This is a genomic window from Kutzneria sp. NPDC051319, from assembly GCF_040682195.1.
In the GTDB taxonomy this organism is placed as follows: Bacteria; Actinomycetota; Actinomycetes; order Mycobacteriales; family Pseudonocardiaceae; genus Kutzneria.
On the sequence record NZ_JBFBAM010000029.1, the window covers coordinates 1 to 13,608 of the forward strand.

Sequence of the window (13,608 nt, forward strand, 5' to 3'; positions counted from 1 at the left end):
GGGGCCCGCCCCGCCCCCCCCACCGCCCACCAGGGGCTGTGCGTCCGCACCCCCTTTTTCCCGCACGGCCCCCCGGCCGGCGGCCCCGTCCACTGTGGACGGCCACGCCGGCCTCACTCGGCCAGCACCTTCGCCAGCGTGTCGAGCTGCGAATTGACGCCCTGCTCGCGCCATTCCGGCTGTTCCATGTCGTCCAGGTACGTACCCTGCTCGGCCAGCACCAGCCGGGTTCCCTCGCCCTCGGCCACGAACTCGACCGTGGTCTGCGAGACCGTGGACAGCTTGTCCCCGTCGTGCAGCGTGGCCACGTAGACGATCCGCTCGCCGTCGACGATGTCCCGGTAGGTGGCCTCGAACCGCAACTGCCCGCCGCTGGCGATCTCCGTGCCACCGACCCGGAAGTCCAGCTCGTGGTGGTGGCCCGGAGCCATCAGCCAGCTGGCTTTCGTCGCCGGGTCGGCAAAGGCGGCGAAGACCTTGGCCGGCGGCTGCGGGTAGGTCCGGTCGATGGTGAACGTCGAGTGCTTGACGGTCATGACTTCTCCTCTTCTTCCAACACATCGGCGAGCCGGTCGAGCTTGTGCTCCCAGGCCGTGCGGCGCTCGTGCAGCCAGTCCTCGGCCGTCCGCAGGCCCGCCGGGTCGATGCGGCAGGTCCGCACCCGGCCGACCTTCTCCGTGCGGACCAGCCCGCACGCCTCCAGCGCCTGGAGGTGCTGCACCACCGCGGCGAGCGTGATCGGCAGCGGCGCCGCCAGCTCGCTCACCGAGGCGGGGCCGCGGGTCAGGCGGTCGACCAGGCCCCGTCTGGTGGGGTCGGCCAGGGCCTGGAACACCCGGTCCAGCTCATGGTTAAGCACATACTTGAGTATCGTCCCCATCAACACTCAAGTCAAGCCTTAAGTATTGCGGACCGGTAGTCGTCGACGGTCATGGCCTCGTGGACGCGTCCGCTCTTGGTGGTGAGCCGCAGGAGGACGCGGCCGAGGCCGGCGGGCAGGGCGGAGACCAGGCGCGCGCCCTGGGCCAGCCCGGACACGCCGAGGCGGGACTTGGGAATCAGGGTTTTCGCCGCACTCAACGCGGCCGCGTGGCTGCCTCGCACGTGCTCCCGCCGACGGCCGGGCCGGGGCAGTACCCCGCGTCGCCGACGAGCGTCACCCGGCCCCGCGACCAGGTGTCCATGTGGAGCTGGGTGACCGAGTCGAAGTAGAACGCCGGAGTGCGGTCGAGTTCGTCCAGCCACCGGTCCACGTCGGGGTGAAGGCCGTCGAAAGCATTGCGCAGCAACGCCTTCTGCGCAGGCACGTCGTGGTGATGGTAGTCCAGCTCACGCTCGCTGCGGAACAGGAACAACGCCCGAGCATCGCCGAGGTGCCGTGCGCCGTACATGCCGGCGGTGCGGCCGACGCCGACGTGCATGACCAGCTCGCCGTCGAGGCCGGCGGCGTTCGGCAGGCTCAGCACCCCGAGGTAGGCCCCGATGAAGTCGCCGAAGCGGGACTCCTCGCCGAAGACGAGGCGGCGCACGGTGGAGTGCAACCCGTCCGCGCCGACGACGAGGTCGAAGCGGCGCGGCTCGGTGTTGCCGAACCGCACCTCGCCGTCGGGTGAGATCGCGGTGACCGAGTCGCCGAAGATGTACTCGACGTCATCGCTCGTGGCGTCGTGGTAGATCTCGCTCAGGTCGTCGCGCATGACCTCGACGTGCCGGTCGGATGCGGCGCGGAAGACCTTCGAGAGATCCACCCGCACCGGACGCCGCGTGCCCTCCCGGTGAATGGTCATCCGGTTCGTGCCGGTGGCCCGCTCCTCGATGCGCGGCAGCACACCCATCCTGGCCGAGATCTCCATCGCGGGCCGGTACAGGTCGACCGCGTGGCCGCCGGTCCTGCGCAGCGCGGGCGCGCGCTCGACGACGGTGACGGAGAACCCGTGCCGGGTGAGCCAGTACGCCAACACCGGACCGGCGACGCCCGCGCCGGAGACGAGAATCCGCAGGGCGCTCCTGCTGTCGTCGGAAACAGTCATGCGCGCACTGTCGCCGCCGAGATGCGCCGCCGGCTTGGACGAATGTTCCGCGGCACGGCGGAATGCCCAGCCGCCGGCCCAGATCCCGCGACGTCGTCGTCAGAAGCGAGGAACGGCCTGCCATTGGCTGATCTTGCGGATGATCAGCACCGCCATCACCGCGGCCGCGGCCTCCAGCAGGACGGACAGGATGGCCACCGGGTACCGGTCGGCGACGCCCCGGTCGATCGCCGGGACGACCCTGCTGGCCAGCCAGGTCAGCCACCAGGCCAGCACCAGTCCCTCGCCTTTCGCGCCGGCCGGCCCGCTGGCCCGCCACACGTCGCTGACGTACCGCGTGGCCCAGAGGTACCGGTTGCCGCTGCCCCGCCGCCGATCCATCCGCTTGCCGGCGACGAGATGCATGTTGGCTCGGGCCCGCCGCACCCACACGATGAACACCGCCGCGGCGGCCACCAGGACGAGGATGTAGAGCACCTCGTACAGCAGCGCGAGCTCGATCTTCCCGACCAACTGGGCGACGGTGCGCACCGACCCCAGCAGCGCCACCAGACCGATCAGCACCGACGCGGCGATGCCCAGGCCGCCGATCGGCTGCCAACCGCTATGGCCGCTCCGGTGCTCGGCGGACATCGGCGCGCCCAGCGGCACACCGTGGTTCGACTCCACAACTTCCCCCTCCGGGTATTCCACACCCCGACCCGGAGGGGACAGTACCGACGGAAGGTCACGGATCAAGCGGTTATCCGCGGGTCGGCGACTGCCATTCGGTGATGCGGCGCACGACCAGCAGCGCCAGCGCCCCGGACACCAGGTCGAGCAGACAGGCGGCGATCAGTGGCACCGTGTCGACAATGCCGGCCAACGTGATGAACCGGGTGAACAGCCACGACACCACGAACGCCAGCCACCACCACACGACCAGCCCGTCGCGGACGTCGGCGCGGTCGGGAGAACTGGCCCGCCACACGTCGACCACCACCCGGTACGGGAACCAGAGGTTGACCACCGGGCAGATCCAGCCGGCGATGACCCACTCACGGGTCAGCCTCTGCCCGTGCGGGCCGACCAACAATTCGGCATTGGCCCGGACCCGCCACAGCCACCCGATGAAGGCGACGGCGGCCAGCACGAAGAAGCCGGTGTTGGTCCACAGCATCACGTCGTCCATCGCGGCCGCGCCGGCCACGTCGGCGACGGTCTCCAGCACATCGGTCACGAGCACCAGCGCGATGAGCGCCGACGCCGCGATCGCCGGCCGGCCGACCGGCCTCCAGTTCTTGGGCACACGCCGTCCCCGTGCGGTCGGCGACGAAGTCCTTGTTCTGCTCACAACTCTCCCTATGGTCCTGGCCACGACCTCAGGGAAACGACGTCACAGATTCAGCTGCGTGATGAAGCTGAAACGGTCACCGCGATACAGAGAACGGACGCGCTCCACCGGCACGCCGGCGTCGTCCCTGGTCAGCCGGTGCAGCAGCAGCATCGGCACCGCCGGATTGGTGCCGATGAGCAGCGCTTCCCGCGGGGTGGCCAGCACCGTCTCCACCCGTTCCTCAGCGTGCGCCAGCACAATACCGACCTGGTGTGTCAAATACGCGTACAACGATGTGGCCGGGTCGAAGGCGGACAGCAGATCGGGAAAGCGACGAGTCGACAGATAGGTCGATTCCAGCCCGACACGCTCCGAATCGGCCAGCAGCACCCGCTCGATGTGCAGGGCCGGGTCGCCCGGCTGGATGGCCAGGTCCGCGGCGAGCCGGTCGTCTGCGGCCATGTGCTCGGCGGTGACCAGGTAGCGGCTGGGCTCCACGCCCTGGCTGCGCATGCCCTCGGTGTAGCTGACCAGGGCCAGCGGCTGCATCAGCTTCGGCGGCGCCACGAACGTGCCGGAGCCCTGCCGGCGCACCAGCCGCCCCTCCAGCACGAGCTCGCTCACCGCCTGCCGGAACGTCACCCGCGAGACCTCGAACCGCTCGGCCAGCTCACGCTCGGACGGCAGCGCCACGCCCTCGCCCAGCTCCTCGATCAGGCCCAGCAGCAGGGTCTTGACCGCGTAGTAGCGGGGCACACGGCCGTGCTCCGGGATGCCGGCGCGGACCGGTTCCCCTGCGCGATGTGACGGCGTGGGCACGCTGCGAGCTTAGAGTGACCGGTGTGGAGACAAACGATGGGTTGCGCCGGGTCACCGAGCTGGCCAGTCGCGAGAACTGGCTGGCGGTGCTGGTCACCGTGCGCGCCAACGGAAAGCCGAGCGTCGCGGTGCTCAACGCGGCGGTGTTCCCGCATCCGGTCACCGGCGAGCAGACGGTGGCGTTCGTGTCCCGCGGCAACACGGCCAAGCTGGCCAACCTGCGGGCCAACGGCGAGGCGACGCTGGTGTTCCGCGCCGGCTGGGAGTGGATCTCGGTGTCCGGGCCGACCGAGATCGCCGGCCCCGACGACGAGCTGGCCGGCGTCACGGACCTGCGGCAGCTGCTGCGGGACGTCTACCACGCGGCCGGCGGCCGGCACGACGACCTGGACGAGTACGACCGCGTGATGGCCGAGGACCGACGCGCGGCGGTCTTCGTGAAACCGGTGCGGTTCGCGACTAATCCTTGATCAGCGACCGGAGGCGGCGGGGGCCGGTGTCCGGTTGCGACGGCGGTTCGCCGACGGTGATCCGCGCGGAGCTGACGAACGCCCCCGCTGCCGAGGCCAGCACCGGCTCCAGCACGAGCCGCCGCACCTCCGGCAGGTCCTCGGCCAGCGCCGACAGCCGCAGCGCTAGGTCCTCCAGCGCGGCCAGGTCGGCCAGGCTGCCGCCGCGGTAGCCGGCCAGCAGCGGCGCCGCCTTCGGGGCGCGGACCAGCGCGGCGGCGTCCTCATCGGTCATCGGCACGGCCCGGTAGGCGCGGTCGCCGAGCAGATCGCTGACCACGCCGCCGAGGCCGAAGCTGACCAGCGTGCCGAAGGACGGGTCGTCCTGCAGGCCCAGCTGGCAGGACACGCCCTTGGGGGCCATGCGCTGCACGTACATCTCGGCCGACCCGGAGACCTCGACCAGGTCCTGGTAGGCCGAGCGGACCGCGTCGGCGCTGCCCAGATCCAGCCGCAGGCCAAGGAAGTCCGTGCGGTGCCGGAGCTGCTCGCTGGTGGATTTCAGCACCACCGGGAAGCCCAGCTCCTCGCAGGCCGCGATCGCATCGTCCACAGTGGACACGGTTCGGAACGGCACGACCTCTATGCCGTAGCAGGCCAGCAAAGCCACGACGTCCTCGTCGGTGGACGTCTTCAGCACCAGCTCCCGCGCCCGCTCGGTGTCGATGCCCTCGGGCCGCACGAACTCGCCGCGCGGCCGGGACCGCCACTGCGCGTACCGGGTCGCGCGGGCCAGCGCCGACACCGCCCGCTCCGGACTCGGGTAGGACGGCACGGAGCCGCGTGACGGCGACCCGTCCGGACCGGGCACCGCCAGCTCGTCCGGCACGCCCTCGACGGCCAGAAACGTTGTCACCACGGGCTTTCCCGTGACAGCCTCACGCAAGGCCTTGGCGTACACGGCAGCCGGCATGGCGATCGGCGGCACGAACACGACCACCAGCGCGTCCACGTCCGTGCACTGCGCGGTCGACCGGACCGCCTCCGCGAACTCCTCCGGCCCCGCGTGCGCGCCGACGTCCACCGGCTCTCGCGCCAGCTCCAAACCCTGCGACAGCAACGCATCCGCGGCCAACAGCCCGATGGCGTTCGAGTTGCCGACGACCGCCACCCGCGGCCCCGCCGGCAGCGGCTGGTGGGCCAACAGCAAGGCCGTGTCGAACAGCTGCCCCAGCGACTCGACGCGGATCACGCCCGTCTGTTCGAACAGGGACTGCACGCTGGCCTCGTCCACCGGCACAGCGAAGCCGGCCATGCCCGGGTTCACGGCGTGCCGCCCCGTCTTCACGGCCACGATCGGCTTGTGGCGCCCCAACCTCCGGGCCAGCCGGGCGAACTTGCGCGGGTTGCCGAAGGACTCCAGATACAGCAGCACGACATCGGTCGCCGGATCGTCCGCCCAGTACTGCAACAGGTCGTTGCCCGAGACGTCCGCGCGGTTGCCGGCCGACACGAACGTCGACAGCCCGAGGCCGCGCTCGGCGGCCGTGGCCAGAATCGCGATGCCCAGCGCGCCGGACTGGCAGAAGAACCCCGTGCGGCCGCGGCCCGGCAGCTTCGGCGCCAGCGTGGCGTTCAACCGCACCTCGGGATCGGTGTTCACGACACCGAGCGCGTTCGGCCCCACCACGCGCATCCCGTGCGCGCGGGCCTGCGACACGAGGCGCCGCTCCGCGTCACGGTCCACCACCGTCGACACCACCAACAGCGCCTTCACGCCTTTGGCCAGACAGGCGTCCAGCACGTCCTCGATGCCGGCGGCGGGAATCGCCACCACCGCCAGGTCGACGTCGTCGGGAATGTCCAGCACCGACGCGTAGGCCCGCACCCCGCGCACCGACCGGTGCTCCGGGTTGACCGGGTACACCGGTCCGGCGAAGTCGGCCACCAGCAGGTTCGTCAACACCGCGTGCCCGATCTTGGCGTGGTCCGTGGACGCCCCGATCAACGCCACCGAGCGCGGCGTGAGCAGGTTGCGCACGCTGCGCGCCTCCGCCGCCTGCTCACGGGACCGCGCCACCGCCACCGACTGCGCGGTCGGGTCCAGCGCGAACTCCAGGTGCAGCGTGCCCTCCTCGAACGACCGCGCGATCTGGTAGCCGGCGTCACGGAACACGCGCACCATCTGGCCGTTCTCCGCCAGCACCTCGGCCACGAACCGGGTCAGGCCGCTCTCCCGCGCCGCCGCGGCCAGGTGCTCCAGCAGGATCGAGCCCAGCCCCCGGCCCTGGTGCGGGTCCTCCACCACGAACGCCACCTCGGCCGACTCGCCGTCGTGCAGGCGGTCGTAGCGGCCCACGGCGACGATGTCGTGGCCCAGCATGGCCACGAACGCCACGCGGTCGCTGTGGTCGACCGTGCTGAACCTCTCCAGGTCCCGCTGCGGCATCCGCGGATACGGCCCGAAGTAGCGGAAGTAGCGCGTGCGCTCGGACAGCCGGCCGTGGAAGGCCAGCAGCCGGTCCGCGTCGTCCGGGGTGATCGGTCTCAGGTGGACGGTGCCGCCGTCGGACAGCACGACATCGGCTTCCCAGTGCCTCGGGTAGTCGTACGGGTCCACGGCGTCAGTCTCTCGGATCGTCGGGGTCGAGCCCGAACAGCGGGAACACCGCGCGACGCGTGCCGAGCACCGCCATGTCCACCGGGTCGCCGCCACCGCCGGACCAGCGCTGGAACCCCGTGCCGCCGCCGTCGGTCATGTCCGGCACGCCCAGCCGCTGCGCCCAGTCGCCCGGCAGCTCGGTCTTCACGGGGATGTCGCGGTCCAGCGCCGTGGCCAGCAGGTGCGTCCAGGAGCGCGGCACCACGCGCCGCAGCTGGTAACCGCCACCGCCCACGGCCAGCCAGCGGCCGCCGTGCTCGACGGCCAGCTCCCGCAGCGCCTGGTAGATCGCGCGGTGGCCGTCCACCGTCAACCCGAGATGGGCCAGCGGGTCGTCCCGGTGCGTGTCCACGCCGCACTGCGTCACCAGCACCTGCGGCCGGAACGCACGCAGCAGCGACGGCACGACCGCGTGGAACGCGCGCAGCCAGTGCTCGTCCGTGGTGCCCGGGGGCAGCGGCAGGTTCACGGACGTGCCGTACGCGTCGCCGGCGCCCAGCTCACGGGCGTAACCGGTCCCGGGAAACAGCGTCGCCGGGTGCTGGTGCAGGGAGATCGTCAGCACGCGCGGGTCGTCGTAGAACGCCGCCTGCACGCCGTCGCCGTGGTGCACGTCCGTGTCGACGTAGGCCACCCGCTCGACGCCGCGGTCCAGCAGCCGGTCGATCGCCCCCACGCAGTCGTTGTACACGCAAAAACCGGCGGCCTCGTCGCGCATCGCGTGGTGCAGCCCGCCGCCGATGTTGACCACGCGGTCGGTCTCGCCCGACAACAGCAGCTCAGCGGCCGCCAGCGACGATCCCAGCACCAGGCTGGCCGCCTCGTGCATGCCCGCGAACACCGGGTTGTCCGGTGTGCCCAGGCCGTGCCCCACGTCCACCGGCGAGGTCGGCGCGGCCCTCACCGCCGCCATGTACTCGGCCGAGTGAACCCGTAAGACCTCTTCCTCGGTGGCTCCGGCCGGCTTCACCGGCGTCACGCCCTCCAGCACGCCCAGCGCCCGCGCCAGCCCCATCGTCAGGTCAAGGCGGATCGGATTGAGCGGATGCTCGGCCCCCATGTCGTAGCCCAGCAGCGTGTCGTCCCACACGACCCCGGCAAGCTTGCCCATGACCACAAGGTAGGCGTAACGCGCCGGGGTTGCCCGGGTATGCCTGACTGGTGGACTCTTGAGGGGTGAGTGAGGAACTGATCCGCCTGGATCTCGATGACTCCGGAGTCGGTGTCGACCTGCCCCGCCCGAACAATCAGAAGGACCAGGTGCAAGGGGTCCCCTACCGTCCCGTCGAGTTCCGGGACGACGACCTTCCAACGGCACTGGAGCGGGCCGCGTCCTGGCTGCGCCAGGCTCAGCAGTGGCTCGGCGAGCCGATCGACGTCATCGCCATCCACCTGGACTACGACGACACGCCCAGCGCGCCGTACTACGACGTCAAGCTGCTCTGCAACGAGGAGGACCTGGCGGGCGCGCCGCTGGCCCTCCGCGAACGGAGCGAGTCAGGCCAGGAGGAGTAGTCCGCTGATGGTGCCGGTGGGCCTGGCCGTGGCCCACCGGCACACCATCGGCGGCGCACCCTCAGCGGTCGCCGTGCACCGCCCGGTGCACGGTGTCCCGTAGCGCGTTGGCACGGGCGTCGGTCAGCGTCCGCTCCAGGTCCCGCAGCACCACGCGGAGCAGCACGTTCTTCTCGCCCGCGCGCAGCCCCAGCCGGTCCCGGGCGACCGGCGGCAGGAGTTCGCCCGCCGTCTCGGACAGCACCTGGATCTCCTCCACGATGTGCGCGTCCGGGCCCAGTGCCTCCCGCACCGCCGCGCCCAGCTCCTCCGCGTCCATGTCCGGCGGCACCGCCACCGACAGGTCCCGGCGGATCGGCGGTTGCATGGACACCTTTCGGTACGGCTTCAGGTCCAGCAACTGCCCGGCGATCCTGGGCTCGGTCGAGCGCAGCAGGCGGATGTCGTCGATTCCCTTGCGCAGCATGAGAAGCCGGTCCAGACCCAGTCCCATCGCCAGGCCGTGGCACAGATCCGGACGGGCCGGTCCACCTTCGCCGACCTCCATGCCGTCCACCCGGATCTCCTTGCCCCGCACGGTGTAGGGATGGTCGGACGGCGTCAGCTCGGCGTGGGCGCCCGGGATCGCCGCTGTCACGACCACCTGGGCCATGTCGTGGAAATCCTTGTCCGCCAGGCCTTCCCGGGCCAGCCAGAGATCCAGTTGGTGCGGCTGGCCGACATGCTGGCGGTCGATGGCGTCACGGCGGTAGCACATGCCCGGGCAGCTCAGCAGCGCCTCGCCGTCGAGGCCGTCCAACAGCGGCGGCACCATCGCCGTCGTGTGCGCCCGCAGCATCAGATCCGGCCTCAGGTAACGGGAATAGCGGGCGTTCCGGGCCACCGCGTCGGCCGGGTAGCCGAGGCGGTCGTAGTTGTCCGCCGTCGGCACCACGGGACTGCCGCGATGCCTTCGCACGGGAATTCCGGCCCAGTCCGCGACCGCCCGCTCGATCTCGTCGAGCAGCAGCTGCATCGCGTGCGGGCCGTGGTTGGGGTCGGTGAGGTCGCGCACGGACAGCGCCGCACGCACCTGGTCAGCGGTCATGAGCTTCATGGCAGGTCCCGACGTGAGCTGGGGTTGGTGGCCGCGAGCCCCCTCGGCTCCCCCGTCAGAACGCGCGACTCAACGCCCCCGGGATACCGAGGGGTATCGAAATCGCTTGTGGCCGCTCACATCTTCATGGTGCGGCACGGGTCAACCTGTTTCTACCGTCGGCTGAGAGACCGCTCGGCCGCGCCGGTGCCTGGACCGTCGCCGGATTTCACCCGCCGCCACCCGACCCGACCCACCACCCAAGCCAACGCGGCGGGTTAAATCCGGCCAGGGAAGGCACCGGTCACGAGCGGCCGAGCCCCCGCGCGGAACGCGCGGCAAAAGCACAGACCGGTCAGGAGCGGCCGAGCCGCGACGCCGAAGGCGGCGCCAAAGACACTGTTTCCACCGGGCGCTCGGGGTCCACGCACCAGTGCGACCACGACCCGGCGTACAGCGGCGCCGCGCCGAGGCCCGCCACCTCCAGCGCCAGCACCACCGAGGACGCCGTCACGCCCGACCCGCAGTAGGCGCCGACCTGGCCTTCCTTGACGCCGAGGCGGACGAACCGGTCGGCCAGCTCCGCCGGCGTGTGCCAGCGGCCGTCCTGATCGAGGTGGCCGGCGAACGGGGCGTTCACCGCGCCCGGGATGTGCCCGGCCCTCGGGTCGATCGGCTCCACGTCGCCGCGGTACCGCTCCGGCGCGCGGGCGTCCAGCAGCACACCCGTGCGGGCCAGCTCCGCCGCCTCGTCGGCGTCCAGCACCGGCATATGGCCCGGGTCGACCTCGATGTCGCCCGCCTCCGGGCTCGGCGTCTCGGTGCTGACCGGGCGGCCCTCCGCCGTCCAGGCCGCGTAGCCGCCGTCCAGCACCGCCACCTGCTCGTGGCCGGCCCATCGCAGCAGCCACCACGCCCGCGCCGCCGTGGAGCCGTCGCCCGCGTCGTACGCCACGACCGGGTGATTTCGCCGCACGCCCGCGGCCCGCAGCGCCGCCTGGAGCAGCTCCGGGGTCGGCAGCGGATGACGGCCGCCCGCACCCGGCTCGGCCGCCAGGTCGCGGTCCAGATCCACGAACACGGCGCCCGGCAGGTGCCCGGCCCGGTAGTCCTCGACGGCCGGCGGGCCGGCCAGCCGCCAGCGCACGTCCAGCAGCACGGGCGTCCGGTCGAGCCCGGCCAGTTCGGCAGTGGAGATCAAGGCGCGCACGACCGCATCCTGCCCGGTCGCCGTGGGCCACCGCGAGGTGACGCGCCGGATATGCCGCCGTGCCTGTCGGTGGCACCCACTAATATTGACGTCACACGTGCGGGAACGACTGTGGCGACCTCGCGACCCCGGAGACACGGGGGCGCGCCCACGCCGGAGAAGCGGAACGGAGGCGGCCCCGATGACCAGTTCGCGACGCCGCCCGGCCGGCTGTCCCAAGCGCATCGACCACAGCCACCGACAGTCCCGGCCGCCCCGGCGGCCAGTTACCATCGGATCGGCTCCTGCCCGGCCTGCAGGCCGCAGCCTCCGCCGATTGGAGTCTTGGTGAACGACCTCATCGACACCACCGAGATGTACCTCCGCACCATCTACGAGCTCGAGGAAGAGGGCGTGGTCCCGCTGCGCGCCCGCATCGCCGAGCGCCTGGCCCAGAGCGGCCCCACGGTCAGCCAGACCGTGGCCCGCATGGAGCGCGACGGCCTGCTCGTCGTCGCCGGCGACCGCCACCTCGAACTCACCGACGCCGGCCGTGAGCTGGCCATCGCCGTCATGCGCAAGCACCGGCTGGCCGAGCGGCTGCTCGTCGACGTGATCGGGCTCGAGTGGGAGCAGGTGCACGCCGAGGCCTGCCGTTGGGAACACGTCATGAGCGAGGCCGTCGAGCGCAAGCTGGTGGCGCTGCTCGGGCACCCCACCACCTCGCCCTACGGCAACCCCATTCCCGGTTTGGACAAGCTGGGCGAGGGCGGCAAGCCCGCCCCCTCCCCCGAGCCCGGGCTGGTCCGGGTGGACGAGGTCGCCCGGCGCGGCGGCGGACAGGTCGAGGTCCGGCGCATCGCCGAGCACGTGCAGATCGACGAGGAGCTGATGGCGGAGTTGAAGACGGTCGGCCTGATCCCGGGCAACACCGTGCAGGTGCAGGGCGGCCCCGCCGCCGCCGCGGTGGTGGAGGTGCACGGCCTCGGCGCCGTGGCCAAGATCGACGCCTCCGTCGCCCACGCCGTCCTGGTCACCGCACGGTGAGCGGGTCGAACGCCGGCCGAGGTGTGTTCACGGAAAGCGCGAACCAGAGCGCCCGCCCCGGTAACACCTGGGGGCCGGGCCCCCAGACCCCCGTCGTCCAGAAGGCCGCCAAGGCGTTCACCGAGCTGCACGGCCACGCCCCCGCGGGGGTGTGGTCCGCGCCCGGCCGCGTCAACCTCATCGGCGAGCACACCGACTACAACAACGGCTTCGTGGCGCCCTTCGCCCTGCCCCACCGGGCCGCGGTCGCCGCCTCCCCCCGCACCGACGGCGTGCTGACCGTCGCCACCCTCGGCGACGACGGGCAGCTCCAGGCCGCCGACCCCGTCGTCATCGCCTCCGTGGCGCCCGGCGACGTGTCCGGTTGGGCCGCCTACCCCGCCGGCGTGGCGTGGTCGCTTCGTGAGCACGGCATCGACCTCTCCGGCGCCGACCTCGTCGTCTCCGGCAACGTGCCCACCGGCGCCGGCCTCTCCTCGTCCCACGCCCTGGAGTGCGCCACCGCCCTCGCGCTGCTCGGCCTCGCCGGCCGTGAGGTCGACCAGCCCGGCACCCCCACCCGGCCCGAGATCGCCCGGCTCGTGCAGCGCACCGAGAACGACTTCGTCGGCGCCATGACCGGCCTGCTCGACCAGACCGCGTCCCTGTGCTGCGTCGCCGGCCACGTCCTGTTCCTCGATGTTCGCTCCGGCGAGTCCGAGCAGGTCCCCTTCGACGCCGAGGCCGCCGGTCTCGAGGTGCTCGTCATCGACACCCGGGCCAAGCACGCCCTCGTCGACTCCGGCTACGGCGAGCGCCGCCGCGGCTGCGAGCAGGCCGCTTCGCTGTTGGGCCTCCCGTCCCTACGGGAGATCACCGATCTCGACGCCGCCCTGGACGCCCTCCCCACCGAGCTCAAGCCGCTGGTCCGCCACGTCGTCACCGAGAACGCCCGCGTCCTGTCCGTCGTCGGCAAGCTCAAGTCCGGCCGCCTCGACCAGATCGGTCCCGAGCTCACGGCCTCGCACCTCAGCCTCCGCGACGACTACCAGGTCTCCTGCCTGGAGCTCGACGTCGCCGTCGACGCCGCCCTCTCCGCCGGCGCCCTCGGCGCCCGCATGATCGGCGGCGGCTTCGGCGGCTCCGCCATCGCCTTGGTCCATGCCTCCTCCCGCCCCGCCGTCGAGCAGGCCGTCCTGGACGCCTACGCCGCCCACTCCCTCACCCCGCCCCGTCTCTTCGTCGGCGTCCCCTCCCCCGGCGCCGGCCGCGACGAGTAACCCGCCCCTCCAAATCCACAGCGTCCCGGTCCCGGCGCCGAATCCGGTCTCCGTGCCGGCCCGAGCCTCGCGTCTCGGGCCGGTCCCGGATTTCCCGACCGAGCCCCCGTCGATCGGCCCGGTTCTGCCCGGCCTTCGGCCGAACCGAACCCGGACCCCACACGCCCCGCTGCACAGTTGCCCCAGGCCGGATCCGAACCCGGCCCCCTGCACCAAGATCACTCCATGCACGTTGAATCGAGAGGCGG

15 protein-coding genes are annotated in these 13,608 nt (G+C 71.9%); 4 read left to right on the plus strand and 11 right to left on the minus strand.

Going from position 1 to position 13,608, the window contains the following annotated elements; all coding sequences use genetic code 11:
* Positions 1-113: 113 nt before the first annotated feature.
* The 7 genes from AB0M73_RS26390 to AB0M73_RS26420 form a co-directional block, all read right to left on the minus strand.
* Positions 114-536, minus strand: coding sequence for an SRPBCC family protein (locus AB0M73_RS26390; protein ID WP_363895402.1), 423 nt, complete (start codon positions 534-536; stop codon positions 114-116).
* Entirely contained in the window at positions 533-859 is a 327-nt protein-coding gene (locus AB0M73_RS26395) for a metalloregulator ArsR/SmtB family transcription factor (RefSeq protein WP_363895405.1), read from the minus strand. Before AB0M73_RS26395 ends, AB0M73_RS26390 begins: the two co-directional genes overlap by 4 nt.
* A 32-nt stretch (positions 860-891) precedes the next feature.
* Positions 892-1,104 (minus strand): hypothetical protein, encoded by a 213-nt coding sequence (locus tag AB0M73_RS26400; protein WP_363895408.1) that lies wholly within the window; start codon positions 1,102-1,104, stop codon positions 892-894.
* Positions 1,077-2,030, minus strand: coding sequence for an FAD-dependent monooxygenase (locus AB0M73_RS26405; RefSeq protein WP_363895411.1), 954 nt, complete (start codon positions 2,028-2,030; stop codon positions 1,077-1,079). The genes AB0M73_RS26400 and AB0M73_RS26405 overlap by 28 nt, the downstream gene beginning before the upstream one ends.
* A gap of 99 nt (positions 2,031-2,129) precedes the next feature.
* A complete protein-coding gene (locus tag AB0M73_RS26410; protein WP_363895414.1) occupies positions 2,130-2,699 on the minus strand; it encodes a DUF4328 domain-containing protein in 570 nt (189 codons plus the stop codon).
* Positions 2,700-2,772: 73 nt separating this feature from the next.
* Entirely contained in the window at positions 2,773-3,318 is a 546-nt protein-coding gene (locus AB0M73_RS26415) for a DUF4328 domain-containing protein (protein ID WP_363895417.1), read from the minus strand.
* Positions 3,319-3,405: 87 nt separating this feature from the next.
* Positions 3,406-4,164 (minus strand): GntR family transcriptional regulator, encoded by a 759-nt coding sequence (locus tag AB0M73_RS26420; RefSeq protein ID WP_043723337.1) that lies wholly within the window; start codon positions 4,162-4,164, stop codon positions 3,406-3,408.
* 23 nt (positions 4,165-4,187) lie between these two features.
* Here AB0M73_RS26420 and AB0M73_RS26425 point away from each other — a divergent pair, with 23 nt between their 5' ends.
* The gene (locus AB0M73_RS26425; protein WP_363895420.1) at positions 4,188-4,634 is read left to right on the plus strand and encodes a pyridoxamine 5'-phosphate oxidase family protein; all 447 of its coding nucleotides are present in this window, start codon (positions 4,188-4,190) and stop codon (positions 4,632-4,634) included.
* Here the strand turns inward: AB0M73_RS26425 and AB0M73_RS26430 are convergent.
* Together AB0M73_RS26430 and AB0M73_RS26435 are read right to left on the minus strand one after the other, a co-directional pair.
* Positions 4,624-7,233 carry a GNAT family N-acetyltransferase gene (locus tag AB0M73_RS26430; protein ID WP_363895423.1) on the minus strand — a complete coding sequence of 870 codons (2,610 nt, stop codon included), beginning with the start codon at positions 7,231-7,233 and terminating at the stop codon, positions 4,624-4,626. The two genes, AB0M73_RS26425 and AB0M73_RS26430, sit on opposite strands and share 11 nt — an antisense overlap.
* A gap of 4 nt (positions 7,234-7,237) precedes the next feature.
* Entirely contained in the window at positions 7,238-8,386 is a 1,149-nt protein-coding gene (locus tag AB0M73_RS26435) for an acetoin utilization protein AcuC (protein WP_363895426.1), read from the minus strand.
* A gap of 65 nt (positions 8,387-8,451) precedes the next feature.
* On the opposite strand from AB0M73_RS26435, the gene AB0M73_RS26440 reads away from it, so the two are divergent.
* Positions 8,452-8,790 (plus strand): hypothetical protein, encoded by a 339-nt coding sequence (locus tag AB0M73_RS26440; protein WP_363895428.1) that lies wholly within the window; start codon positions 8,452-8,454, stop codon positions 8,788-8,790.
* Positions 8,791-8,851: 61 nt separating this feature from the next.
* Here AB0M73_RS26440 and AB0M73_RS26445 read toward each other — a convergent pair whose 3' ends face one another.
* Together AB0M73_RS26445 and AB0M73_RS26450 are read right to left on the minus strand one after the other, a co-directional pair.
* A complete protein-coding gene (locus AB0M73_RS26445) occupies positions 8,852-9,877 on the minus strand; it encodes a hypothetical protein (protein ID WP_363895431.1) in 1,026 nt (341 codons plus the stop codon).
* A 343-nt stretch (positions 9,878-10,220) separates the two neighbouring features.
* The gene (locus AB0M73_RS26450; RefSeq protein ID WP_363895434.1) at positions 10,221-11,075 is read right to left on the minus strand and encodes a sulfurtransferase; all 855 of its coding nucleotides are present in this window, start codon (positions 11,073-11,075) and stop codon (positions 10,221-10,223) included.
* Between the two features lie 327 nt (positions 11,076-11,402).
* Here AB0M73_RS26450 and AB0M73_RS26455 point away from each other — a divergent pair, with 327 nt between their 5' ends.
* Entirely contained in the window at positions 11,403-12,101 is a 699-nt protein-coding gene (locus tag AB0M73_RS26455; RefSeq protein ID WP_363895437.1) for a metal-dependent transcriptional regulator, read from the plus strand.
* A complete protein-coding gene (gene galK / locus AB0M73_RS26460) occupies positions 12,098-13,360 on the plus strand; it encodes a galactokinase (RefSeq protein WP_363895440.1) in 1,263 nt (420 codons plus the stop codon). Before AB0M73_RS26455 ends, galK begins: the two co-directional genes overlap by 4 nt.
* The last annotated feature ends 248 nt before the right edge of the window (positions 13,361-13,608 follow it).

Bases quoted from the DNA above. Each gene is read 5' to 3' on its own strand.
- AB0M73_RS26435 (WP_363895426.1), bottom strand. From the start codon at position 8,386: ATGGGCAAGCTTGCCGGGGTCGTGTGGGACGACACGCTGCTGGGCTAC.
- AB0M73_RS26445 (WP_363895431.1), bottom strand. From the start codon at position 9,877: ATGACCGCTGACCAGGTGCGTGCGGCGCTGTCCGTGCGCGACCTCACC.
- AB0M73_RS26390 (WP_363895402.1), bottom strand. From the start codon at position 536: ATGACCGTCAAGCACTCGACGTTCACCATCGACCGGACCTACCCGCAG.
- AB0M73_RS26405 (WP_363895411.1), bottom strand. From the start codon at position 2,030: ATGACTGTTTCCGACGACAGCAGGAGCGCCCTGCGGATTCTCGTCTCC.